The 26,020-nt window shown below is 41.9% G+C and carries 21 protein-coding genes; 7 read left to right on the top strand and 14 right to left on the bottom strand.

Features of this window, described 5'->3' with window-relative positions; genetic code table 11:
- Positions 1-7 precede the first annotated feature (7 nt).
- The 6 genes from U0035_RS01965 to U0035_RS01940 form a co-directional block, all read right to left on the bottom strand.
- Positions 8-3,601 (bottom strand): response regulator, encoded by a 3,594-nt coding sequence (locus U0035_RS01965; protein WP_114792501.1) that lies wholly within the window; start codon positions 3,599-3,601, stop codon positions 8-10.
- Positions 3,602-3,606: 5 nt separating this feature from the next.
- The gene (locus U0035_RS01960) at positions 3,607-5,076 is read right to left on the bottom strand and encodes a hybrid sensor histidine kinase/response regulator (protein WP_114792500.1); all 1,470 of its coding nucleotides are present in this window, start codon (positions 5,074-5,076) and stop codon (positions 3,607-3,609) included.
- Positions 5,077-5,480: 404 nt separating this feature from the next.
- The gene (locus U0035_RS01955) at positions 5,481-5,972 is read right to left on the bottom strand and encodes a ferritin-like domain-containing protein (protein WP_245957807.1); all 492 of its coding nucleotides are present in this window, start codon (positions 5,970-5,972) and stop codon (positions 5,481-5,483) included.
- Positions 5,973-6,731: 759 nt separating this feature from the next.
- Positions 6,732-7,130, bottom strand: a complete 399-nt coding sequence (locus U0035_RS01950) for a histone (protein ID WP_162817976.1) — start codon at positions 7,128-7,130, stop codon at positions 6,732-6,734.
- Positions 7,131-7,228: 98 nt separating this feature from the next.
- A complete protein-coding gene (locus U0035_RS01945) occupies positions 7,229-7,990 on the bottom strand; it encodes a sulfite exporter TauE/SafE family protein (protein ID WP_114792499.1) in 762 nt (253 codons plus the stop codon).
- A gap of 856 nt (positions 7,991-8,846) precedes the next feature.
- A complete protein-coding gene (locus U0035_RS01940) occupies positions 8,847-9,413 on the bottom strand; it encodes a hypothetical protein (protein ID WP_114792498.1) in 567 nt (188 codons plus the stop codon).
- Positions 9,414-9,588: 175 nt separating this feature from the next.
- Here U0035_RS01940 and U0035_RS01935 point away from each other — a divergent pair, with 175 nt between their 5' ends.
- The 4 genes from U0035_RS01935 (at position 9,589) to U0035_RS01920 (ending at position 12,381) form a co-directional block, all read left to right on the top strand.
- A complete protein-coding gene (locus U0035_RS01935; RefSeq protein WP_114792497.1) occupies positions 9,589-10,134 on the top strand; it encodes an ORF6N domain-containing protein in 546 nt (181 codons plus the stop codon).
- Between the two features lie 183 nt (positions 10,135-10,317).
- On the top strand, positions 10,318-11,169 hold the full coding sequence (locus tag U0035_RS01930; RefSeq protein ID WP_114792496.1) for a KilA-N domain-containing protein: 852 nt from the start codon (positions 10,318-10,320) through the stop codon (positions 11,167-11,169).
- A 142-nt stretch (positions 11,170-11,311) separates the two neighbouring features.
- Positions 11,312-11,746: a helix-turn-helix transcriptional regulator gene (locus tag U0035_RS01925; RefSeq protein ID WP_114792495.1), complete on the top strand. Its 435-nt coding sequence runs from the start codon at positions 11,312-11,314 to the stop codon at positions 11,744-11,746.
- Positions 11,747-11,772: 26 nt separating this feature from the next.
- Entirely contained in the window at positions 11,773-12,381 is a 609-nt protein-coding gene (locus U0035_RS01920; protein WP_114792494.1) for a hypothetical protein, read from the top strand.
- A gap of 391 nt (positions 12,382-12,772) precedes the next feature.
- Here the strand turns inward: U0035_RS01920 and U0035_RS01915 are convergent, their stop codons facing one another.
- Positions 12,773-13,333 (bottom strand): hypothetical protein, encoded by a 561-nt coding sequence (locus U0035_RS01915; protein WP_114792493.1) that lies wholly within the window; start codon positions 13,331-13,333, stop codon positions 12,773-12,775.
- 245 nt (positions 13,334-13,578) lie between these two features.
- On the opposite strand from U0035_RS01915, the gene U0035_RS01910 reads away from it, so the two are divergent.
- Complete coding sequence (locus U0035_RS01910) at positions 13,579-13,947, top strand: hypothetical protein (RefSeq protein WP_114792492.1); 369 nt, start codon at positions 13,579-13,581, stop codon at positions 13,945-13,947.
- A gap of 42 nt (positions 13,948-13,989) precedes the next feature.
- Positions 13,990-14,505, top strand: coding sequence for a PQQ-binding-like beta-propeller repeat protein (locus tag U0035_RS01905; RefSeq protein WP_114792491.1), 516 nt, complete (start codon positions 13,990-13,992; stop codon positions 14,503-14,505).
- Between the two features lie 380 nt (positions 14,506-14,885).
- On the opposite strand, the gene U0035_RS01900 is transcribed toward U0035_RS01905, so the two are convergent.
- Both U0035_RS01900 and U0035_RS01895 read right to left on the bottom strand, forming a co-directional pair.
- On the bottom strand, positions 14,886-15,530 hold the full coding sequence (locus U0035_RS01900) for a DUF6928 family protein (protein ID WP_114792489.1): 645 nt from the start codon (positions 15,528-15,530) through the stop codon (positions 14,886-14,888).
- A gap of 274 nt (positions 15,531-15,804) precedes the next feature.
- Complete coding sequence (locus U0035_RS01895) at positions 15,805-16,446, bottom strand: GNAT family N-acetyltransferase (protein WP_162817977.1); 642 nt, start codon at positions 16,444-16,446, stop codon at positions 15,805-15,807.
- A 772-nt stretch (positions 16,447-17,218) separates the two neighbouring features.
- On the opposite strand from U0035_RS01895, the gene U0035_RS01890 reads away from it, so the two are divergent.
- Positions 17,219-18,571, top strand: a complete 1,353-nt coding sequence (locus U0035_RS01890) for an IS110 family RNA-guided transposase (protein ID WP_162818025.1) — start codon at positions 17,219-17,221, stop codon at positions 18,569-18,571.
- A gap of 82 nt (positions 18,572-18,653) precedes the next feature.
- On the opposite strand, the gene U0035_RS01885 is transcribed toward U0035_RS01890, so the two are convergent.
- The 5 genes from U0035_RS01885 to U0035_RS01865 form a co-directional block, all read right to left on the bottom strand.
- Positions 18,654-19,262: a hypothetical protein gene (locus U0035_RS01885; RefSeq protein WP_114793344.1), complete on the bottom strand. Its 609-nt coding sequence runs from the start codon at positions 19,260-19,262 to the stop codon at positions 18,654-18,656.
- Positions 19,263-19,517: 255 nt separating this feature from the next.
- A complete protein-coding gene (locus U0035_RS01880) occupies positions 19,518-21,713 on the bottom strand; it encodes a S41 family peptidase (protein ID WP_162818022.1) in 2,196 nt (731 codons plus the stop codon).
- A 613-nt stretch (positions 21,714-22,326) separates the two neighbouring features.
- Positions 22,327-23,679 (bottom strand): IS110 family RNA-guided transposase, encoded by a 1,353-nt coding sequence (locus tag U0035_RS01875; RefSeq protein WP_162818025.1) that lies wholly within the window; start codon positions 23,677-23,679, stop codon positions 22,327-22,329.
- Between the two features lie 337 nt (positions 23,680-24,016).
- A complete protein-coding gene (locus U0035_RS01870) occupies positions 24,017-25,300 on the bottom strand; it encodes an ATP-binding protein (protein ID WP_114793234.1) in 1,284 nt (427 codons plus the stop codon).
- A gap of 54 nt (positions 25,301-25,354) precedes the next feature.
- Complete coding sequence (locus tag U0035_RS01865) at positions 25,355-25,951, bottom strand: alpha-ketoglutarate-dependent dioxygenase AlkB family protein (RefSeq protein ID WP_114793235.1); 597 nt, start codon at positions 25,949-25,951, stop codon at positions 25,355-25,357.
- Positions 25,952-26,020: the final 69 nt, after the last annotated feature.

Raw genomic sequence — 26,020 nt, 5'->3', positions numbered from 1 at the left:
CCTGATCTCAGTTTTCGTAAAGCCACACCCTTAATAATGACAGCAGCTGGTCTTTGTCCACCGGTTTTGAAATATAGTCTGATGCCCCAGCCCTGATGCAGCGTTCCCTGTCTCCCGTCATGGCCTTGGCTGTTACCGCAATAATGGGCAGCTTCGCATATTCAGGCTTGCTGCGAATGCGTTGTATGGTTTCATAACCATCCATTTCCGGCATCATCATATCCATCAGTATGATCGATGTTTCAGGATGTGCTTCTAATTGCATCAATGCTTCCCTACCATCAATGGTAGATACCACTTTCATCTGGTATTGCTCCAATGTTTTTGTCAGCGAAAAAATGTTTCGCACGTCATCATCAGCTACCAATACGGTTTTATCTTTCAATACTTCGTTTAAAGATCCCAGTTTGTTGATCTTGCGTTTTTCTGTTGCCGGGTTATGCTCTTCCACCAAATGCAGGAACAGCCCCACTTCATCCAATATACGCTGGAAAGAATGCGCTGTTTTAATGACGATAGAATCTGCATATTGTTTTATTTTCAGCTCCTCGGCATGCGACAGGTTTTTTCCGGTAAAAATAATGATAGGCAGATCTTCCAGTCCCTGCTTTTGCTTAATAGCTTCCAGGGTCTCATATCCTGTTTTATCAGGTATTCCCATATCCAGTATGACGCAGTTCACTTTATCCGACATTAATGCAGATATGCTATCGTCTACATTATCTTTTATTTCAGATACGATATTGAAATTGCTCAGGAAGTAAGATAGTGCCGTGGCATGTTTGGGGTTCTCTTCAACAATCAATACTTTTTTAGGATGACCTGTCAAAGCATCTTCTATTTTACGGAAGATCTTGCTGATCTGCTCCAGGGCCACGGGTTTATTAATAAAGTCGATCGCTCCTTTTAGCAGGCTCTCTTTTTTAACCTCCAGCGATGACATAATGTGCACAGGAATATGGCGTGTCCTGGGATTGCTCTTGATCTCATCCATTACCTGCCAGCCATCTTTTACCGGTAGCTGTATATCCAGCAAAATGGCGGCCGGCTTATATTGAAGAGCTGCCGGTGCAGCCAGGTCGCCTCTTACAATGATAATTCCTTTATAGCCCCGCTGGTGTGTATATTTCAGTAATGCTTTGGCAAAATTGGTATCGTCTTCAACAATGAGTATGACTTTGTCAGTTGGAGCAATTGCAGCCCTGTCATCAGCTACCTGTTCCGGTATTTCGGCTACTACCAGGTTACTGGTGTTTACCAGCACCGGTTCTTCCTCCACCGTGTTAATGGCAACTTCAGCTGTTTTTTCGGGCGCCGGTTTTATAGGCGCCGCATGCTTCGACCGGGGAATAATAAAGCTAAACTCACTGCCCGTTCCCAGTGTACTGTTTACGGTAATTTCACCGCCCAGTAACCGGGCCAGCTCACGGCTGATCGAAAGTCCCAGGCCCGTACCACCAAACTTCCGGCGGGTAGAACCATCTGCCTGTTGAAAGGCTTCAAAAATAATTTTCTGGTTTTCCGGGCTAATACCAATACCGGTATCCTTTACCAGGAACTGTACATAATCGGTGTTATGTTCAGCCGGTTGTATAGTTAGACTTACAGCGCCCTGGGTGGTAAATTTAAGTGCGTTGGACAGCAGGTTGCGGATCACCTGCTCCAGCCGCAATTTATCCGTAATAATATCTTTATCGGCTTCGTCTGCATGCAGGTTTACAGAAAAATCCAGTCCTTTTTCTTTTGCCACAGGCGCAAACATATTCTGCAGGTCATTTTTCAAAACGCTTAAATGAACCGCGCTTAATTCCAGTTCCATTTTGCCGGCCTCTATCTTCGACAGATCCAGGATCTCGTCTATTAGACTGAGTAAGCTGGATCCGGAGCTTTGTATCACCCGGGCCGATTCGATCTGGTCTTCGTTTAAGTTATCATCACCGTTTTCTACCATTAGCCTCGACAGCAATAGAATGGAGTTAAGCGGGGTACGCAGCTCGTGCGACATATTGGCCAGGAATTCCGATTTATACCGGGTGCTTAAAGCCAGCTCCTCGGCTTTTTTCTGCACCTCCAGGTTACGACTGGCAATCAGTTCATTCTTTTCTTCCAGTAACCTTGAGCGTTCTTCCAGCTCCTGGTTGGACTGTAAGAGCTCTTCCTGTTGTACCCGTAGCTCTTCTTCTGAGGCCTGTAGCTTTTGTGTTTGGGCTTCCAGTTCTGTATTCAGGTTTTCCAGTTCCGAATGCTGGGTTTGTAACTCTTCTGATTGGGCCTGGGTTTCTTCCAGCAGGGTTTGTACCTGTTTCCGTGCTTTGGCCGCTAATATTTCAAGGGTAATAATACGGGCTGCTTCCTGGTAAAAATCAAGATCAGCTTCGCTAAATGGATGCGTAGCGCCTAATTCAATCACACCAAAACACTGGCCTTTTGCCAGAAGCGGCAGCCAAAGCAGGTTTTGTACTTTAATAGCTGCCGCAGAGGTAGTGGCTGTAAAATCTGTTTCAGACAGGTTGTTTAACCGGCGCAGGGCCCTGTCGCTAAATACCTGTCCTACTATACCCTCTCCCGGCGCATATTGCGGCTTCATATAGTCCTCCAGGCCATAGGCGCTTTGCAGGTGCAGACTACCTGTATCTAAAAGATAGATCGCCCCGTTTAAACAATCGCCGTATTGAACCAGGTGGGTAAGCGCATCTTTGGCAATAACCTGTTCAGATTTGTTACCTGTTGTTATCTCGTTCAGGTTTACCAGCCCGGCCTGCTTCCATTCGTTGGTATTGATCTCATCAAATGATTTTTCAAGCGATGCTGCCATTGCATTCAGCGAAGCGCCAATGCTACCCAGGTCGTCTTTTTCTGCGTCGCTTGCCCGTACTGAGTAATCACCGGCTGATATCGTCTGGGCTATATGCTGTATGATGGTCAGGCGTTTCGATATATCCTCATCTTTTTGTTTCAGCGCCTGCTGCATTTGTTCGCGCTTCTTAAACTCTTCACGTATCTGCAAATAGAAGTATAGCGTAATAAAGATGGATATTAATGCGGCAGCAACAATAAAAATAGAGGTAGTGCTGGAGCTGTTATGCATTTTCTCGCTTCTTAACTGAAGCAGGGCCGTTTCCACATTAGTGAACCGTCCTATCACCATCCTGCAGGCATCCATCAGGTTCTTTCCCTTCACCAGCTGATCAACCCTTATAATTGTACCCGCGTTTTTAAGTGCAATCAGCTCTTCTGTTAAATGAAGGCTGCTATCCACCAATACTTTTACACTGTCTATGCGCCGTACCTGTAATTCATTATTGGCAACCAGGCCGCGTGCATCTTCAATGGATTGGGGAAGCGACTTTACACTCTGGTAATAAGGATCGAGGAAACTATACGTACCCGTAAGCAAAAAGCCTCTAAGGCCGGTTTCTGCATTCTGCATATCCATTAATACCTGGTTGGCCGACCTGATGGTGCGTTGGGTTTGAATGACCTGGGTACGGTTATTAATCTGCTCCCTGATGCTGATATAAGAAGCCGAAGAGCTCAGTAGTAAAATGAGCATCGAAATTCCAAATCCGACCTGAAGCTTACGAATCAATTTTCTGGACATATAATTTAGCTGATTGGCAGTGTAAAATAAAAGGTAGTTCCTTCTCCTAATGTTGACTCAACACCATAATTACCCTGGTGTTGTTTGATGATTTCGGCACATATATATAAACCAATGCCCAGTCCCTGGAACTGAACGGATGATTCCTCTACGCGATAGAACTTGGTGAATACATTTTTCTTTTTATGATCGGGTATACCGATCCCAAAGTCCTGTACCCCTATATATATATGATCGTTTTCTTTTGCGGTATGCAACACAATTTTCTCTGCCCCCGGCGAATATTTAATAGCGTTGGTAAAGAAGTTGATCAATATTTGTTCAATGCGAAAAGCATCGCCATATATTTCACCGGTGATCAACGGGCCCTGTCGTTCGATTCTTAAAGCAGGCTGTGCGCTCGTGTACTGGATAGTTTCCACAACGCTGGCAATCAGCTTTTCCATGTCGAATGGTTTTTTATTGATCTTAAGCTTACCATTCTCAATTTTAGAAACGTCCAGCAGGTCATTAATCAAGCCATCCAGTTTAGAAACCTGGTCGTGGGCACGGTGTATATAAGTGGCCACTTTGCTTTCGGGCTGCTTATGCTCCATACGTTCTATTAACTGTATATAAGCCTTAATACTGGTGAGTGGCGTTTTCAGCTCATGGCTGGCGATACTTAAAAACTCGTCCTTTTTTCGCTCTTCCTGCTTCTGATCATCAATATCTGTAAAAGTTCCTACCCAGCTTTTAATACCGCCTTCACCTTTCACCGGTATAATTCGCAACAGGTGAAAACGAAACGCACCGGATCGCAGTTCGCGAATACGGAGCTCTACCTCCTGCGGTTGCAGGTGTTGCATACAGTCTTCCCATACAGCTTCCATGGTAATATCATCCGGGTGCACTTCGGGATAGATCGCCGGATCGGTTGAGTAGTCAAACCAGTTTTTATTCACGAAAAAAACATTGCCAAATGCATCCGCCCTGAAAGCGATCTGCGGCAAACTCTCCAGGGTGGTATGCAGGTGCTCCACTTTATCATTTAAGTCCTGCTGCGCTTTTTTACGGGCTTCAATTTCCAGTTTCAGAATTTCCTTCGAATCGTTCAGTGCTACGGTTTGTTCATATAAACGATAAAAGGTTCTTACTTTTAAGATCAGTATATCCGGGTCAACCGGTTTGGTAATGTAGTCAATGCCTCCTGAGGCATATCCTTTGGTGATAAATTTTTTATCGGTATTTACTGCGGTTAAAAAAATAATAGGGATCTCTTTGGTTTTGCTGTAACCAGACAGGGTTTCCGCTACCTCAAAACCATCAATGCCCGGCATCTGCACATCCAGTATAATAAGGGCATAATCGTTCTTTAATACCTTCTTAAGAGCTTCTTCGCCCGATTGGGCCGTATCTACTTCAAAATCCCAGGACTTTAATAGTTTATTTAAGGAGTAAATATTTTCAACCTGGTCGTCAACAATTAAAATCATGGGTCACTACAACTTTGATTTGTTTAGAAAAGCAAAACGCTATTATCCCAATCGAGTGGGCGGAGTTATCAGCGTTCGAAAATAGTGAAAAACCATCTTTTGCCACTAAATATAATCCCACTAATTCACAAAAGCAGGCAGTTACACTTGTTTAAACTTTCCAATATCCCATTCTTAGGGGAACTCTAATGAACCCGTTCACCATTGTTATCACCAATGTAAGGTTCCGAAAGGACAAGATATGGTAGAGCAAAAATACATTTACGAACATTCAGCCTCGTAGAGGCGACATATTACCATTCATTCTAAAAGCTAAAACAAGTTGTTACTGTTTATTATATCACGTAAATAAAGGACGGCACTGCTTAGCTTCTTTTCACCGGCGTATTTACCGGTGGCAATCATTAGCTTTTTTGTCCGGCCTCCGCCTTAGCGCGCAGAATCCTGATGGTATCGTGCGATTTCTGCAATATCGACTTTTGCTCTTCAATTAATAATCTCACTCCTTCCGGCAATTCTTCATTGTCCAGGGCCTGCTCATACGCGTTTTTTACTGCATCCTCCCCTGTTTCGCAACTGCTTAAAATAGTACGCCTGCCGCCGGCTGTTAAAACAGATTTTACGCCCATCCATGCCCTGTATAATTTGCCGGTAAACAAGGCACCTTTTGCAATGTCGCCGTCGTTAATCATAACAATAGCTTCCAGCTCTGTTTTAAACTGTTGGCTTTCGGCAATCATACCGGCAAACAGGGGTTTTAAGTCTTCCCCATCGGCATTATTTATTTCAGATATTGCCTTTTCATAACCCTCAATACGGTCGTTATTGATCTTTACCAGGTCATTGATCACATCGGCAATCGCTTCCTTTTTGTCATATGCTTCCATATTCCCCATAGTCAAAATTTAAGTCAGTTCATAAAAATTAAGTTACAAGAGCCGCTCAACAACTATACCAAAGGACGCGCATACAAGTGAAAATCATTTCTCTTTCGAACTATTGCTGTCACTAAAATGAAGCTGTTTGTATTTACCAGGCAAGAGCCGCCTGTTTTGTACAATTAAGACCATTTTTGAAATCCATCCTATCAGAAATATCACGATTACAAAAAATCATGTAGAACGCCGGGAATCTTTCCTATAAAAAAGGCCGTATGTGGTATTTTTTCTACAACTATTGCCGCAGGGCTCATTACAGCAGGCTACTGATCGCACCAACCAGCGGGGAAAGTTTACAGTAAGATTTTGAATGCAGAAGAAATCAAGTCAGCGGTACTTAAAAGTTAATTGCCCCAGATACACGGATAAATACTATACATGCTCGGACGAGTCGTTTGTGACTGCCCGCAGGTCTTTATAAAAAAATACATTGGTGTATTCTTGGATAACTTAGAATGCTGGTTGCGTTATCAGTGCCGATTTATTTACAATGAGCTATATAGTACTTATTGAGCCTATAAAATGATAAGCCACAAATACACGAATAAGCCCTGACAGGAAATATGCTACTTTGCAATTAACCAGCAATAAGCTTACCGACAGACAGTACTGTAACTATCGGAACTTTCGCCATCTTTTTTATTGCAAATATATTCGTGTATCTGTGGCTAACTGAAGATATGCTGTTAAAGCTTAGAAGGAAGATAGGAAAACGAACTAAGCTGCTGCATTTGCCTTAGTTTTTTTAGGCGATGCCCCGCCTGCCGGACGAGCAGGCTTTTTCATTGCTGCTTTTGGTGATGCCGGTTTCTTAGCTACTTTTTTTGCCGCTGGTTTCTTAGGTGCTGCTGTTTTCTTCGCGGCAGGTTTTGCCGGTGCCGGCTTTTTAGCTGCATCCGCTTCAGGTTTTGTTGCTGCTGCCAGGTCTTCTTTAGTCGCTTCTTTAAATTCCAAACCCTGGGTAATGATCTTTGCAGCTTTCTTTAATCTTTTCGCAAACTCTTTTTTGCCTGTTAAGGTTTCCAGCTGCTGAAACTCCTGTAATAAATGCTTAGCAATTTTATCCTGTATTAATTTTTTTGGTGACTCTGCCTGGTCTTTCGATTTTTTCGCCATAACTATTGATAACAATTTAATAATATAAAATTAACAGACTATCATCAATTTCAATGTTAAGTTTTGAACTTCCAATGTTAAGTTTTAACGGGTTTAAGTTAAGATGTGGTAAGCAGGTAGGTGTTTACAAAGAACATAGCGGTGATCATAAAATTAAAAACGATGATGATATTTCTCAGCAATACTGCGTTAATGCGCTTACTATAATAGCCACCCGCGTAACCACCCAGTACTGTTGCTACTATAAGAATAGCGGTTTCGTACCAGGCAATTTTTCCGGCTATGATGAACAGTATAGCGGCCACCGCATTGGCTGCAGCCACCAGTAAGTTTTTGTTGGCATTGATCTGTTTAATATCCGTCATGCCAAATATATTCCATACGGCCATCATCATAATGCCAACCGCCCCGCCAAAATAGCCCCCGTAAATACCTAATAAGAATTGGCCTGTTATAACAGTAGCCTGGTTGATCTGTTGCTTTTTGCGAATATAATTGCCCAGCCTTCTGCCAAACGCAAAGGTTAAAGAGCTTATTAAAAGCAGCCAGGGAATAAAGATGGTAAACTTCGATGGCGGCGTGTACAACAGTAATAAGGCTCCTGCTCCGCCGCCTATCGTTGTGAGGAGGATCATTTTTATTAAGGAGATACCCCGCAAGTTGCCCGCATATGCTCTATACTGCCATGCCCCGGCCAAACTACCCGGCAACAGCGCTACTGTATTAGAAGCATTAGCCGTAACGGGCGGCATACCGGTTGAAAGTAATACCGGGAAACTCACAAAAGAGCCTCCGCCTGCAATAGCGTTCATAGCACCGGCCAGCAGGCCCGAAGCAAACAATAGTAATGATACCTCCATAGTTTTGCTGTAGCTTATAACTAACACATAAGCCTATCCCTTCAAACATACAATGTGCAATTAAAGGCAACAAATAAAGTTGCGGGTTGCGCGGGCATATCTCAAAGGTTCCCGGTTCGATGTTTCCTTTCTTGTCGTCATCCCGACCAGGCGAAGTGAAACGAAGCGCGGGAGGGATCTCCTCATACGGAGTTTGATGCCGCTATCCATTGTAGGTGTTCTCCCTCCCACTATCCGCGCGGGAGCTGTTTGTTGTGTTGAAGGTTAACATAGCAGAGGTTGTTATTTGAAGAGCCTTTCATTTTTTTATAAACGCTAATTCTTTGCCTTACTTTTTTGTCTTAACACAAAAAAGTAACAAAAAAAGTCAAGGCTCTGAAAAAATTTGCTAAAAACAATTTTGTAAGCCTAAACCCGCCAAACTCGCCCCGTGGAAGCAAAAAAGTTAATAAAATACCACGGGCTCGGACAGTGGCGGCTTTTTAACGGCTTACTTCATTTGTTTTCTTAACGCAATTTTTTCAAGGCCGCTTGGCATCCGTTCGCATTGTCATCATCAAATATTCAGAACCCTACAATGAATAAACGCTTTAGATAATTAAGCATAGATATTCACAGATCAGCGTCCGCCCTAACACGGTAAGTACAGTGGGGCGGACAAACCACTATATTCATGGTTGATAGTAGCACCCTTCCCGGCGGCAGGCCGGTAAGTGCCGCCGGGGGTCTTTTTTGGGAACCTTTTTGGACAAGCAAAAAGGTTCGAAAGAAACTAAAATACTTACCGATATTACTCGAACCCTTTTATCAATATGCTCTGACAAATATCAAAAATAAGGCGTCCTTCTTATCGTTATCATGCACTCTGCAAAGCCGCTACAGGCTGCACCGCAGCCTTCCCCCTCAAATGCACTACCCATGCCGCCTCAACCAGGCAGGTAATATGCCAATACACCGGCAGCAGGTTCATCGTATTATCTACTGCGGCGCTGCTCAATGCATAGCCCAGGGCGCGGTTCAGGTCCTGCTTCCATAGGGAGGCAGATTGATATTTAAAAAAACGGCGGAACACACGATATGGGTCAGCCTTGTCCTTGCGGCCCAGCAGGCGAAGCTTTGGGAGGGATAGGTCGGCGTTTTGGGGTTGTGGCTCCTCTCCTACCTGATGCTGTTGCAGCAAAGCTTCTCCTGCTAATATTACTGAGTTGATCACCTGGAAGGCCGCCATTATCTGGCCCGGCTCTTCTTTGCGGCAGATGCTTGGTCGGGCAGCCGCCTCCAGCATCCATTGGATATATTTACGAAAACGGCCGATGGTCATATAATCAAAGCTTTCGGCCAGCAGCTGCTGCGGGTGGCTGATGGTGCGGTAGGCCCAGCATTGGGTTTCAAAAACATCGGGGTTGCATGTGGGTGTTTGCATAATGGTTATTTTTATTACCCAAAATTGCAATAGTGTACCCTGGTAAACTACTTATTAGCCCGGTATTTTACACAACGTATAGCATATATTAGGTATATTTATAGTAGCAGACTTGCTAATCAATAACCCGGTTTTGAAAGTAAAATAACTCACTAACCTAACATCAACTATACCTATGGCAAAAGCAACACTACAAACCCTGGTAGCAGAACAAAAGATACTCAACCACATCCGCATTATTCGCGGGCAAAAAGTGAATCTCGACCGAGACCTAGCTGAGATGTATGGGGTAACAACCAAGGTCTTTAATCAAAGTGTTAAACGAAATGCAGAGCGTTTTCCTAAAAATTTTATGTTTACCCTTACCGAAAAAGAATGGGAAAACTTGAGGTCACAATTTGTGACCTCAAGTTGGGGAGGTGCGCGCTACAAGCCTAATGTGTTTACCGAGCAAGGGATAGCGATGCTCTCGAGCATACTCAATAGCAAAACAGCTATAGAAGTCAATATCCGCATCATCCGTGTTTTTACCCGGCTTAGAGAATATGCCCTTACTCATAAAGACATTTTGCTGCAATTAGCCCAACTGGAAAAAGAAGTAAAAAACAATACCCGCGATATTGACAATATTTTTGCCGTACTGAAAGAGTTGATAGAAAAACAAACCCAACCCGCCCGAAGAAATGTTATCGGGTTTAAAAATTATAATAAGGAACCATGATAGCCTGACAGGTGGAATCTATCCAAACCCAAATTGCAGTCTCCCGGCCGGTAAACTACTTATTAGCCCGGTATTATACGCGATCATATAGCGATTTTCCGTATATTTATAAGAGCAGGTTTGCTAATCGACAACCTCGTTTTGGAAGTAATATCACCTACTAATTGAACACCAACTATACCTATGTCAAAAAATAAAAAAATACATGTTAAAGGCCTTGATATTGTATTGTATCAAGACAATCAGCATGATTACATTTCCCTGACTGATATAGCAAGATATCGTGATGCTGAAAGGAGCGATTATATTCTTCAAAACTGGATGCGAAATCGCAGTACCATTGAATTTATCGGTCTGTGGGAGACCTTTAATAATACGGGTTTTAATTCCATCGAATTCGATGGAATTAAAAATATGTCCGGGTCCAACAGTTTTTCACTGACACCCAAGCGTTGGATCGAAAGTACAAATGCTATTGGAATTATTTCAAAGACCGGGAGGTACGGAGGCACTTTTGCCCATAAGGATATTGCCTTCGAGTTTGCCACATGGTTGAGTGCGGAATTTAAATTTTACCTTATAAAGGAGTTCCAACGCCTGAAAGAGGATGAGAATAGCCGTTTAAAATTGGAGTGGAGTTTACAAAGAACCATTTCCAAGATCAACTACCAGATTCACACCGACGCCATAAAGGAAAATTTAATTCCTAAAGCCATTACCTGGCAGCAAGCCGGTTTTGTGTATGCCAGCGAAGCCGACTTATTAAACATGGCTCTTTTCGGCATTACCGCCAAAGAATGGCGCGATAATAATCCCGGGCAAACCGGCAATATAAGAGATTACGCCACTTTAGAGCAGCTCGTAGTATTAAGCAATATGGAAAGCATTAATGCTTTGTTGATAGCGAGAGGACTGCCGCAGGCTGAAAGACTGCTCCAACTCAACCAGGTAGCCATCACACAAATGAAATCGCTGCTTGAAAGTAAAACCATAAAAAGGTTGAACCGAAGTAAAGATGATGGTAAGAATGGATAGATACGCGGGAGCATGAACTAACCCAAGGCGGGCTGGTTATAGCCGGATATTTTATACCACCCATAGCATAATTTACATATATTTATACTACCCTAATTGCTAATAAATAACCTATTTTTGAAAAGCATAAAACCCATGAACGATGGAAAAGAAAATACACGAAGGCCGCAATGTAAAACGCTTTAGAGAAATGTTGGGCATGAAACAGGAAGCTCTGGCATCTGAACTTGGTGAAGATTGGAACCAGAAAAAGATATCCCTTTTAGAGCAGAAGGAAACCCTGGATGCCGCTATACTCAAAGATGTAGCCACTGCCCTTAAAATACCGGTGGAAGCTATACAGAATTTTGATGAGGAACAGGCGATTAATATAATATCCAATAACATAAATAATAATGACAATGCGGTAATGCATGGCCCGGCATTATACAACCACTATCCTACCTACAACATTAATCCGATGGAAAAATGGCTGGAATCTATAGAGGAGATCAAACAATTATACGAGCGTTGGTTAAAGGAGAAGGAACAGACGATTAGGACGCTGGAGGCGATATTGGAGCATACGAGGCGGTAGATGTGATCAAACGGATAATACTATATATGACCTTATTCTCTTTTCTCTACAGCTGCGACAGTAGTCATAGTAGCCCTGCTGCAAATGATACTATCGAGCTTGAAGAGATTACCACACGTATAAACCCCGCAGATGGCTGGAATGATGTTTTCCTGAAAATCGTGAAAGATCAAAAAACAGATTCTTCTCATATTTATACCGTTAAGGGCCTGTATAAAGAACAAGTTGTAGGATTACAGATCGAAGTGAATTCGAGTATTGGTGCCGGCATAGTAGATGGTAAGCCCAATGTAAACTCCGGCACCGCTCGTCAATCAGTCCATATCCGTTCAATGGGTGCCGAAAGTGATGCCTTTGTAAAGGCATTGGCCGAAATTTACGGTCGACACACCGTTAACGCATTTCGGCTGCAACCTTTATCCGTTACAGCCTTCTCTTTAAATGAAACACCGGTCAATCTCGACAAAAGTGGCTACTACAAGCTAAAACTGTTTCTCGAAGAATACGATGAAGACCTTTATTCAGAGGTATTCCTTAATATCAATACCGAGAAAAAGGAAATTGAGATCAACGAGAAGGATTGGGAGTATCGAAGGCCTATTATCGAATTTCTAAGTGATTTTGGTAAAACGTAAGATATCTTAGCTACAAATCACTTCAAAATCGGCATTAATAGTTGGGCCCCTGTTGGTGTTTTTCACCAACAGGCAAACTTATCAAAACTTACTCCTTATATTAACTCGGTAGTTGTTAATGGCTCATGGTTAAAGCAGCATTAGGCCTAAAGGTTCGTTGGTGAAAAACACCAACGAAGGCGTGATACCAAAGTACCAAGGCCGTGAACGACGAAGGCTAGGAACATGAAACGATAACGCTGACAACCCTAACAAATGCTGAAGGTTATAGCGACATTCAACTTTCGGGATCGGAGCTGTATAGTTTAAAGGTTGTAGGGATGTTTGAGCAGGTGCTGTAGAAAAACTTCACAAAAAGGTAGGACCGAATATCCAATTCAAACCCTCCTATTTATTCTTTTTTAAGCTCTTCAATTTTGGCTTTAGCTTCAATAAACGGAACTTCTATGTCATCTCCACTCTTCAAGTAAATAGTATTATCTGAACCATAGCTTTCTAGTTTTATATACCAGGTTGGTTTCTCATTACTAATATAATAACCAATTTGAAAGCCGTCTACAGTAATAAATTTATTTTCAAGATAATCAGGCTTAGAAGCTATGTCTTTATCTACTTCCGATTTAAGCAATTTTAATGCATTGATAATTTCACCTAAGTCAGAATATTCAATTGAAGCAGTATTACTACCATAAGACCCCCCTTTTACAATTTGATAAAAGTATGCAGATGTTGAACCGCTAGTGAGTTTCCTTATTCTTGTTGTAGCAAAGCCTCCAAGTGAAGTTCTAAGATTTGGTAATTTTGTGTCAACAAATTTGGTAATTGTCCCTGTTTTTGACACGAAGGCGTCCATCTTTGTTTTGGTCCCATCGACGTCGTTTTTCACCTCTTGTGAAAAAGCAACGCTACCATAAAATAGTACGGCACTTAGGATCATTAATTTTCTTATCATAATGCGTGGTTTGTTTTAATATTCAAGCAAACCTATTAAACTCAAACAAATCAAGAGTACGGGAAACCGTAAGCGTCATTAAGAGTTATCATCATGGTTTGTCAGATTTAATAAAATGGTGATGGACTAGACGATGAAACTGGTAATTGAATGGTTCGAATCCGCTCGCGACCTCAGTCCTTTTCTTCCGCCATTTATTGTTAGCATTAAAAAATATATTTGTACAACACTTTAAAAATGCTGTTATGAAAATATTTTTTATTATGCTGCTTATGGTTGCTGCTGGTTTTACGGCTCACAGTCAGGAAATGCAAACAAAAGAAAACAATAGCCAGCCGACCAATTCAGTTTATTCTTATGCCTATATTTCAGTTGAGGGTAAGCCGTTTTCCAAAAAGCTAAAAGTAGAAGTTGACCTGGGAGACCAACCAGAACAAATTAAGGTGGCCAAAGAGCTTTCCGAAACATTAGCCAACAAAAAATTCTACGCTGCCATTTTAAATTACATGTCGGAGCAAAAATTTGAATTGGTTCAGACACAGGATCAAAATTTCAACTACATGGGTTCCGGCGGAACTTCGGGTATTGTTCTGATCATGAAAAAGAAAGAGTAACGTTATAATGATTTTAAGTATTAATATTACCTCACTCATAGCATGACCATTCAATTTATCAACACCATCCCTCCTGACATTTATACCAGCCCCGTGCTGATTTCAGGCGTCACCTCTTCTAATTACCCTCATCATCAATTCCTGCTCGCTGGTAATAATAACCAGCAAAATGTCATTTATGAAATACGGTATCTAATACAATGCAGCCCCTTCCGGGAGGCGTTAGCAGCAGATCATTTATTAGCTGTAGGGCACCAGGAGCATTTTTACCTGTTTGATACAATTGATAATAAGCCGCTGCAAGTGCTAAAAGTAAATGACTATTTCGGACATCTTTATTATAACGATCAGTTTTTTTACGTGACTGATTCCTGCGGTGTCTATTGTATTGATAAAACCGGGCATATCCTATGGGCGAATTTAGAACTGGCTATAGATGGTGTGGTAATCGATACGTTTGAAGCAGCAACACTATCGGGTAAGGGAGAATTTGATCCGCCCGGAGGCTGGAAGGCATTTCGCATCGATAAAAATACCGGCGCCGTAACCTGGCTATAGCTAGGATATGCACGAACACAAACCCGGCCCCCGCGCAATTGGGCTTTTTTAGGTTTATTATCAATAAGCTCCTGCTTAAAGTCAGCAGGGTGATCGGTGAAAATTTGGTCAACCGGTTTTTGACTTATTTTATTAGCTGTATTTTGCAATTGGTCAACAGGCTGTTGACCAATTGCCCCAATCAGTATAAAATAATAAAAACAAGGCAATATTTAAGATTGGGAAGCGTTAAACCGCACATTCCAGGAAACTCCGTTTGCAGATCTTTTGAATCGCCGTTGGCGTTCCACCAACGGGCTGAGTATAAAAAAGCTGGCCTGGCAATTCGTTGGTGAAAAACACCAACTAAGGCTCGACCGCCGAGGCCGAAACGTATTCTTTTACCAAACTTTCCACCAGGGCTTAGGCCCGGCGGGGAGGTTTTTTGCCACTTCATATCCGGTGAATTCAGTATCAAACAGCTCATCAGCTTCATCCAGCTTTTGGCCAAAGTACCTGGAGCATACCGAAAAAACAAGTTCTTCTCCTGTAGCATCTTCAGTACAGGGTTCTTTCCAGCCATCTAAAAGGTACATTCTTTCGCCGGTTTCCTCGTCGATAAAAGATTTACTAAGCAGGTACTCCTCTTCTTTTAGGGGTGTGCCGAAATCGATAACATTGCCGGTATATTCTCCTGCCCTTGTCCTTATTCGTTTACCATTTCTAATAATGGAAAAGCCCCAAAGATTTACTACGTTATGCAGCACAATAACCGCTATTTCCTTATCCGGGAAAAGATGGGTCAGCAATTCTTCGATGAAGGGCGGTTGCTGATTGAAAAATGTATAGGGCAGGCTGCCCTCGCAAATTAGCAGGTTGTTTTTGTAATTGCCTATATAAATTTCTTCTTCACGCGGGTAGATCGCGGACGCTACATCTAAGCCTGCTATTTTATTGAGGTTGATAAAACCCAGCCGTTTCAATAATTCCCGGTGATCCACTTCTCCCGGCTGATGGATGATGATCATAGATGCTTTCCAGCCCATATAGTTTGCCTGATTAGAGTTCTCTAATATAATCGTTTTTACATTGTAGTTGGTGTTATTATCAGCTGCTAATCATTTGCTCGTGAAAACACCGGCAAAGGTAAGATCGATTCAATAAATAAGACACAGCCGAAGAACCAGGCCTTCGTGGTTTTGCGCCCCTGTTGGCGTTTCTCACAACATGCTTAATATAACAAAAGCTGGATACCCTGACAATTCGTTGGTGAAAAATACCAACAAAAGCAAGAGGCACGAATATAAGATCAAAAGACCGTCAGCCTGGTATCACCACAGAGCTATAAGGGCAATACAGGCTCCAGCCCATTCTTTCGTATAAAAGCCTGCCCTCGGCAGTAGCCACCAGCAGGTTTTTGCTTACCCCCTGTGTCAGCGCCAGGTTTTCCAGCTCGCGCATCAAAATGGTGGCAAGGCCTTTTCGCTGGTGAGCGGCCGTAGTACAGATGCGATCGTATACCGCGAGATCGCCTGTAATAACCAGGCGGCCCACAGCAGCCAGCTCCAGGCTTTCGCGGCAAATGATCCGTAATACCTGCGTTGCCGGGTACTGTTCGGTCTCCGGTATATAGCCCGCCGGTAAAGCAGGCATGACACCCCTCATGGGGTGGAAACAACTCATCATAGCGGCTTCCGGCTGTACCACCCAGCGCCCGGGCAATAATGCAGAAAGGTTAGGTGGCGCATTACAGATCTTAAGAAAGATATGCGGTTCATGAATGGTCTCCGCCAGGGCAATAACTTCTTCACTAAAACTAGGGAATACATAACGGGCCTGTTGATCAGGATACCCTACCTCCACCTTAAACCCAGATCCGTAAGGCACAGGCAAAGGCAGGCGGCGCGACAGGCACCAGGCCCGCAGCCATTGTTCAATAAGATGGCGTTCGACTATTGGCATTATGAAGCAATTTAGCATCTGCCTTACAAAAATACAAAGGATAAAGGCCGGTATTTTGCCATAAGGTGTTCTTTGAGTCCCTGTTGGTAGTTTTTACCAACAGGCTTAGTATAAATAGCTGAATACCCCGACAATTCGTTGGTGAAAAACACCAACGATGGCATGAGACGGGCATTTTGCGACCATTGGTGTCTTTCATCAACTGTGCATAGGTATTACTTCACTCATCTGGTAGCGGAAAGCACAACAAGGGCGGAAATAAGAGCTGTATTCAGGCTTGGCGTAATAATTAGTGCATTCGTGGCTAAAGTTTTCGGTTCCTTAGTGAAAGTGACGACACAAACACAGGTGTATTTTCACCACACTTGTCCGCCGTGGGGTAGAAACATAGTATTTGTGATGAAGAGTTACATAGATTCCGTATACATCTCCCATATTATTTGTGCATCTGTGGCCATTATAGTGGTGCGATTGTTCTTACTGCGTTAGCATACACACTATATTTTATTGCCACGAATTCCAGCTTTTTGTGAAAACAAAATGATTTTGAAATACAACTTAGTAAATTTCCAGCACTTTCAGAAGAAGCCTTTTGTGTAAATGGAGCTATGAGCCCTTCACGAATTCTGGTTGGAATGTATAAATGCCTTGTTGACGCAAGGCATTTGTTGATTTAATTGGTGATTCTGTAAATTCAGAAATCCCGAACAGAATAATAATGAACATAAAGATACATTCCCTGAGGGATTTTTCAATTTTAAAATTTGTCAAGATGGAAAAACTTTCGATGGAAATTGTAAATCCGCATGCAGCAGGTATTGACGTGGGATCTCGCTTTCACATGGTAGCTGTAAGCCAAAGCGAACAAGGAGTAAAAACGTTCGGCGTTTATACTGAAGACCACCAGTCGATGATTGGTTGGCTTAAAGACCATCAGGTGAATAGTATTGCAATGGAAAGCACGGGTAGTTACTGGCAAACCTTATTTAGCGCTTTACAGGTAGCAGGCTTTGAAGTTATCCTGGTCAATGGCCGTCATACAAAGAACATTAAAGGTCGAAAAACTGATGTTCAGGATTGCATGTGGATACAAAAGCTGCATAGTTTAGGTCTGTTAAGCGGCAGCTTTCTACCGGATCATTTTACAGATCAGTTAAGGACCTATTATAATCACCGGCAGCACCTGATTGAGCAAATGTCAAAATATACTAATAAACTTCAAAAGTCTTTTAGATTAATGAATATTCGATTAGACGTTGTATTGAATGACATTACAGGCAAATCCGGCAGAGCTATTATAGAAGCCATTCTTAATGGACAAAGAGACAGTATAGAGTTAGCTAATCTTGTAAACGGTCGGGTGAAAAAAAGTAAAGTTGAAATAGCCCAATCACTACGGGGCAACTGGAGAGATGACCTGCTCTTTGAGATTAAAGAATGCCTGGATTTATATGATATATATCATTCAAAACTTATAGCATGTGATGAGGCTTTAAATGATATATTAATTGTTGCAGAACCACATCCCAATCATATAATACAATCTCAGGTAAAAAAAACCAGATCCAAGCATGCTCCTTTATTTGATATCCAGAAGATCGCCTATTCTTATTACGGCACCAATCTCTTTGAAATTCCGGCAATAAGCTATAACACTATTCTTTGCTTGCTTACACATATAAGTAAAAAGGATTTTGATAAGTTTCCTACCGTTAAGCATTTTACCAGTTGGCTAAGGTTGGCGCCCGATACAAAAAAGACTGGCGGGAAAGTTATAAGTAGCAGAACTCCTAAAGGCAAAAACATAACTGCACTTGCTTTGAGACAAGCAGCCAATAGTATAGGGAACATGAAGGGTCATTACCTGTCCCATTTTTTCAAAAGAGTCGCATATAAAAAAGGACGAAGTTCCGCAATTACTGCTACCGCGAGAAAACTAGCGGCTATCATTTATCAAATGATTACCAGGCAACAGCCCTATCTGCCATCAGACATTGACGCACTTGAGCAAAAGCAAAAAAAACAAAAAATTAAAAACCTAAAATCTCAATTCAAAAAACTAAATCTGGATAAAAATGAAATATTAGATATTCTTACAAGTGGTTCATTGTCACCAAATTTCTAAATTGTTGTACAGAATACACTGATTAAAGGAAAATAGCACGGTAGCTTCATGGGTGAAAACACCAACGAAGGAAGAAGCCTCTTTACTCATCCGTAAGCCAGTACCAGCCGTCCTGTATTTTACGATTTTTTCCAGGCTGTTGGGCGACCTTTTTGTCCATCCCGCTTATTTCGGCTACATCTTCCGAATACACAAAAGACCGCGAACCACCATCAGGCATTCCCCTGAATGTCCAAAATTCAACAGTTAGTGCATTATTACTCTTGTTGCGGTAAATCTGGATTTCGTTGCCCCCGTCAGACACAACCGGTAAAGCAAACGGAAGTTTACAAAGGCTGCTGCTCCACCCCTGGTTGGGTTTCAGTTGTCCTTTTTTAACCTGTTGTACAATCTCCTTTCTCTTATTGTATAAGATCACCCAATCGATCCGCTCCATTACATTTTGAACGATCCAGGGCGCAGTGGTTAGAAAAAGCAGCAGGATAAAACTCAATAGCTTCCCGATCCTGAGCCCGCTTACACCCGGCATTTCTTTTATTAGCTTCACCAGCTGTATTATCAAAAGAATAAAGAACAGCGGTGCCAGTATCAGCAATGCCATAATATCTGTCAATAAATCGCCAAAAAAATACAGCACCGGCTGCAGGAGGCACCAACCTACCCAGATTGCTATTAAACCTTTCTTTTTCATAGATCACATTATTTACTATGGTCAATAACAACTGCAAGATACATAAAGCCCCCATGTTGCAGTAACCAGTCCGGAGGCGCACCAAAAAGTTCGTTGGTGAAAAACACCAACGATGGCGCAAAAAACACCGACGAAGACGTGAGCCTGTATTTTAATCACACCTGTCCGCCCCGGCGGTAAAAACATGATACTGGCAGGTCAGTGATTAGCGTCTGATGTTTATTTAGATTTCCCTTAGGGCTGCTAAATATCTATTTATTTCCTGTATTTTTTTTTACAATATTCAATGGCCCTATCCAATACTATGTCCCGCTTATTTCTAATATCCTGTATAGTTGGTTTCACCATAATATGAGGTTGAATACCTACACGCTGCGTTGGTTTTCCGTCAGGATAATAAATACCCACTCCGCTAAAACGTGTTTTCAGGTTTCCGGGAAGAGAAAACTCAGAAACCATCCCGTCTGTACCCGCCGAGTTATTGCCTATTATAACACAATTGGGATAAGTGCTATATGCCATAGCATGATACTCTGACGCGCTTTGAGTAGTTTCATCAATTAGCAATACAAGAATTCCCTTAAAAAGCCCTTTGTGCTCATTGCCTGTTTTCTCTGCGGATCGAAAATAAAAACTGCCGGGCCTACAAAAATCGGGCGCCGACATTTTTACAAACGCTTTCGGCTCCGATAAAAGATAATCCGGTACCGCCTGCATTAAATTCTCTGCAGGATAGTTTCTAAGGTCAATGATTAACCCCTTTGCATGCTGAAACTGTGTAAACATGGATTCCAGATCTGCCTTCTTTAATGTACTATTATCAATGTACCCGATGGTGTGGTTAATCCATTTATATGACTTGCTATAAAAACTAAATTTTTCAAATTTTAATTTATCCTTTCCATAAGCATGCACTGTTTTGTTTAATCTTTTGCCGTCCCTTATCACCTCTACATTAACAATGGAATCGTTAGTTCTGCTAACCAACCCTTCAGCCATATACCTAAGCTGTGCAGCTTTGTTGGGTGCTGGAAAATATTTAGAATACATCTCTATCTTCTTCTCCACTGAAATAGTACCTATTTTAGAAATCACATCACCCAATCGTATATCGTCCTTAATGGAAGGACCCTGATCGAGGCCTGTTACCACTAATTTATTTTCGATGAACCTGAGTTTTACAGGCAGATAGTTGGCTCCAAAATACCTGTTGATTTTTTCGTGATAATTGAAGAACGCATGCCCGTCACCTGTATGCGCAGCCAGTTCCAGGGCAGTTAATTGGTATTCCAGCTCGTTTTGGGCATTTAAAAATTTAGGGATAAACCGCTTTAAAACGATCTTCCAATCTTCACCCATAATGTTCCGGTAAGGAAAAAAATATTGCACCAGATTCCAATATCGAAATAAAGCCAATATCCGAAACCCATCAGCCGGATAGGGGAAGTTATCATAGGCGCGCTCATTTTTAAAAACTGGATTTCCCAGAGCTGTTTTTGCAACATAATATTGCTTATCACAAATACCATTGACTCCCCCTGTTTTTTGTAATAGCGAAATTAGGTCCTTCGAAAAACCAGAGGTGGTGATCCAGGATAGATCTGGTTTTATAGTAACACTGTCGTTATTCCTGTTATCATTAGCAGTACCTACTCCCAACGCCCCCATGCTGTGAATCCATTGGCGGAGCAAAGCATCTTTTTCATTTTTTGCAGCATTAAGAAATTTAGGTAAGATCCTGATCAATTCATAATCCCAATTGTATTTTCCTTGTATGATGGCCGGGTGATGGTATTTCAAATATCCCCAGATAAGGCCCAAATGATACAGGTGGTTTATTTTGTCTTCGTCTAAGGCGCCTATCTTAGTAGTGTCGCCCAAATCGAACGCATAGTCTTTATCTGCAGGCAATTTCTCGATCGGGGTCAGCGAGGATATGTCTTTTCCATCAATAGTTATTTTAAGGTCATCCATCCACATTTTGCCTCTTCCCCGAAGCATGCCCCCAAAAACTATCTTAGTTTCTGTTTCTGAAGACAGGGGAAGTGTGATACTACATTTTGTCCAGTCATTCGTGCCCTTTAATCCTCTTTTATGCATGTCGTCATAAGCTCCATTCGAACTAACCTTAAGCCATAATGCTGCCTGACCATCCATGACATTTTGTGTTTTTACATAACCGGTAAGCATTATACTATCTCCTTTAAAAGTGTCATTAATAGTATAAACCCATCCTGTTCGATCAGGGAGTCCTCCTTCAAAAGAAATTGCCGCAGCATATTTGCCTTCTTTAGCAACGGCAGAATCTAAAGAAACTTTATAACGCGAGCTATCTGTCCTGTTTATCGCTCTCCAATTGTTTACCCCACTATTAATAGGTTGCTCAAAATTCAGGTTGTACCTATCAACCGTTCGTGGTGATTGACAGGACCATACAAGGAGTGCTAACAAAAACAGTTGGATTAATTTTTTCACGTTTTTCGAATATATAAAACAATTTTATTTCCTCTATCACCATTGCTGTTGTTTTTGGCCCCTTTTGATGTTTCTCACTAACAAGCTACGTATAAAATAGCTGAATACCCCAACAATTCTTTGGTAAAAGCCACCGAAGGTAGAAGCTCCTTCCCAATCGTCATTCCGATTAAGTGAAGCGCAACGAAATGCATGAAGGGAGCCCCTGTTGGTTTTTATCACTACAAACTAAGCCCATCATTCGTGTATCTGTGGCTAACTAAATAATGCCACAGATACACGAATAAAGGAATAATAACTATACTGCTTATTATCGATTCTGGTGCTTTTTAGCCACAGACAAAGGCCAACAGCATAAACTTGGAAGGTTCATCGGCGAAAATATCAACGAAAGGGAAGGGTCTCCCGTTATGGGGCGAGAGTCGGCTTGTATTGGAGGTTTCTCCGTGCGCTTCACTTTGTTTCGCTTAGTCGAAACAACGGCCTGGGTGGTAGCTAGCCCATGGAATCCGCAGGATCAGAACACAGAGGTGTAAATAGAGGTGCTTCGCGCTGTTGGTGTAACTATTCGTGTATTCTGTACAACAATTTAGAAATTTGGTGACAATGAACCACTTGTAAGAATATCTAATATTTCATTTTTATCCAGATTTAGTTTTTTGAATTGAGATTTTAGGTTTTTAATTTTTTGTTTTTTTTGCTTTTGCTCAAGTGCGTCAATGTCTGATGGCAGATAGGGCTGTTGCCTGGTAATCATTTGATAAATGATAGCCGCTAGTTTTCTCGCGGTAGCAGTAATTGCGGAACTTCGTCCTTTTTTATATGCGACTCTTTTGAAAAAATGGGACAGGTAATGACCCTTCATGTTCCCTATACTATTGGCTGCTTGTCTCAAAGCAAGTGCAGTTATGTTTTTGCCTTTAGGAGTTCTGCTACTTATAACTTTCCCGCCAGTCTTTTTTGTATCGGGCGCCAACCTTAGCCAACTGGTAAAATGCTTAACGGTAGGAAACTTATCAAAATCCTTTTTACTTATATGTGTAAGCAAGCAAAGAATAGTGTTATAGCTTATTGCCGGAATTTCAAAGAGATTGGTGCCGTAATAAGAATAGGCGATCTTCTGGATATCAAATAAAGGAGCATGCTTGGATCTGGTTTTTTTTACCTGAGATTGTATTATATGATTGGGATGTGGTTCTGCAACAATTAATATATCATTTAAAGCCTCATCACATGCTATAAGTTTTGAATGATATATATCATATAAATCCAGGCATTCTTTAATCTCAAAGAGCAGGTCATCTCTCCAGTTGCCCCGTAGTGATTGGGCTATTTCAACTTTACTTTTTTTCACCCGACCGTTTACAAGATTAGCTAACTCTATACTGTCTCTTTGTCCATTAAGAATGGCTTCTATAATAGCTCTGCCGGATTTGCCTGTAATGTCATTCAATACAACGTCTAATCGAATATTCATTAATCTAAAAGACTTTTGAAGTTTATTAGTATATTTTGACATTTGCTCAATCAGGTGCTGCCGGTGATTATAATAGGTCCTTAACTGATCTGTAAAATGATCCGGTAGAAAGCTGCCGCTTAACAGACCTAAACTATGCAGCTTTTGTATCCACATGCAATCCTGAACATCAGTTTTTCGACCTTTAATGTTCTTTGTATGACGGCCATTGACCAGGATAACTTCAAAGCCTGCTACCTGTAAAGCGCTAAATAAGGTTTGCCAGTAACTACCCGTGCTTTCCATTGCAATACTATTCACCTGATGGTCTTTAAGCCAACCAATCATCGACTGGTGGTCTTCAGTATAAACGCCGAACGTTTTTACTCCTTGTTCGCTTTGGCTTACAGCTACCATGTGAAAGCGAGATCCCACGTCAATACCTGCTGCATGCGGATTTACAATTTCCATCGAAAGTTTTTCCATCTTGACAAATTTTAAAATTGAAAAATCCCTCAGGGAATGTATCTTTATGTTCATTATTATTCTGTTCGGGATTTCTGAATTTACAGAATCACCAATTAAATCAACAAATGCCTTGCGTCAACAAGGCATTTATACATTCCAACCAGAATTCGTGAAGGGCTCATAGCTCCATTTACACAAAAGGCTTCTTCTGAAAGTGCTGGAAATTTACTAAGTTGTATTTCAAAATCATTTTGTTTTCACAAAAAGCTGGAATTCGTGGCCAACCCTTTCTCCGCCGGTGAACATGTCGTGTATGTTACTGTTCCCGGTTTAAATAAAAGCTAACGATGCACGGCTACACCGCCACAGCCTGCCTCTTTAAAATCATGCGCAAAGCATGTTGCTCTTCAACGGAAAGCTTTATCGTTTGTGCCAACAGATGGGCTATGTCCTGCCTTTTATTGCTTTTCAGCAAAAGGTGAATAAAGCCAATGCTCATTTTCTGCTGCTCCTTACCCAGGGCCATGAATAGCCGGGGCTCCATAGTGTAAATGGCTTTCAATACGTTAACCAGGTCTTCCTTTGCCTCCTGCTCCTCATCAGTAAATTTTGGAAAAAGGCCTGTTTTCTCAAAGCTCGCAATAAGTCCATCTGCTGCCTGCAATTTTACAAAATCCTTCTGTTTCTCTCCCACCAGGCTGTGCAGGCGATGCTGTAATATTTTGAACACCGGTGAGTGACTGGAATGGGTATCAAACAGGTTCAGGCTTTGCTCCTTATCGTTGGCATTAAAATCATCGAAAAAGGGCGACTCTACATAAACACTATGATAAAAACCAATGGCATTATTGTTAAACGAGGTCAGCTCTTTTACTACTTCCTTCTGCTTACTATCTAAAAAATAGAAATAAAACTTGTCCCCGATCTTCTGAGCCCAGCGGATAAAAGTGGCTTTAAAAAGCGTTTCTTTATCATCATCTGCCACCGGTATCAGCAGCACTTCCTGCTGCGCCATTAAATGATCGAAGCGAACGGGGTCATCGTTAATATAAATGCTGCAAGCTTTATCCTTATTTAAAAAAAGGAACCAGCCAAACTCGCGACCCAGGAAGTTGATAAAATCAGGAGAAGAAAAAGAATAGGCCGTAACATCAAACAGATCGTGAAAGCTTACGGTAGTACCTGTTGTATGCTGTGGAGAAAGACGCGGCTCACCAAACTCAAAACGATCTTTAGAACTACTTTTAACCGTAATGGCATACTCCATGATATGGCCTGATTGCGGATCGGCATACCGGGTATGCCAGCTGGTACGGCCGCTAAATGCTGCAAAGGAAAACCGGCCCTTTCCTTTGTTCCCTTTTAAACGGGATGATGTTTTTTGAAAACCGGCTCTTTTCATAGAGTCCATAAAACTGCCAAAACTTTCGTCAATGGTAGCCCTGTTAATACCTTCGCCATTATCCGTAACGGATAAAGAACTGATATAATCCAATTCGTTACTTTCGAAATCGATATGGATGGCCGTTGCACCGGCATCAAAACCATTCCATATAAATTCAGCAATAGCCTGCATGTAATCAGCAGTTAAACCGGCTGAGTCGATACCTGTGTTATTTACATTAACCTTCTTTTCCATTGCTATCCTTTTTTATTCAACTATATCAAATAACGGGGCTCCGCGGAACTATGCTTACTGATCCATTACTTTTCTAAAGGTCATATTAATACGAGCCCTCATCGGGAAAGTTGATTTGGCAATGCGGTGCTCCCATTCTTTTTGCAAGTCAGGCTGCATTAATAGTAAAGATCCATGCTGCAACAATATCGCATGCTTTTTAGAATGATCCTTTTGATGGCGAAAATCAAACAGGCGCTCCTGCCCTATGCTTAACGAAGCTATAGCGGTTTTAACACCGGGAATCGTATCCCTGTCTGCATGCCAGGCTACAGAATCGTTACCATCGCGGTAATAATTCAGCAAAACACCCTGGAACCGTTCCCCGCTAAACCGTTCAATCCGCTCTTTTAAGTTATACAGCTCAGGCAGCCATTGCTGAGCCTGTGTTTTACCCCCATCATTTCTTGTATCGCCATACCATGCTGAAAGACGCGGCGTTACCACTTCGCGATCGTACATTATTTCTTTATGCTGCTGCCAGGGAACCGTTTGTAATAATAACCGGAGCAGGTCATTACCTTCCTCAGGACTGATAAAACCCGGTATATAAGACAATAAGTCCAGGGGTAAATCAAACTGATCCGTATCGTCGAATAATTTTTGCTGCATGAAAAGCCTATTAAGTGGGAGGTGCATGGGTATTGTAAAGGCAACGCCCCATAAACACACTATGATGCA

The sequence above is a fragment of the Niabella yanshanensis genome, from assembly GCF_034424215.1.
Lineage (GTDB): Bacteria > Bacteroidota > Bacteroidia > Chitinophagales > Chitinophagaceae > Niabella > Niabella yanshanensis.
The sequence above is the reverse complement of the archived record's forward strand: the minus strand, read 5'-3'. Positions and strand labels throughout refer to the sequence as shown.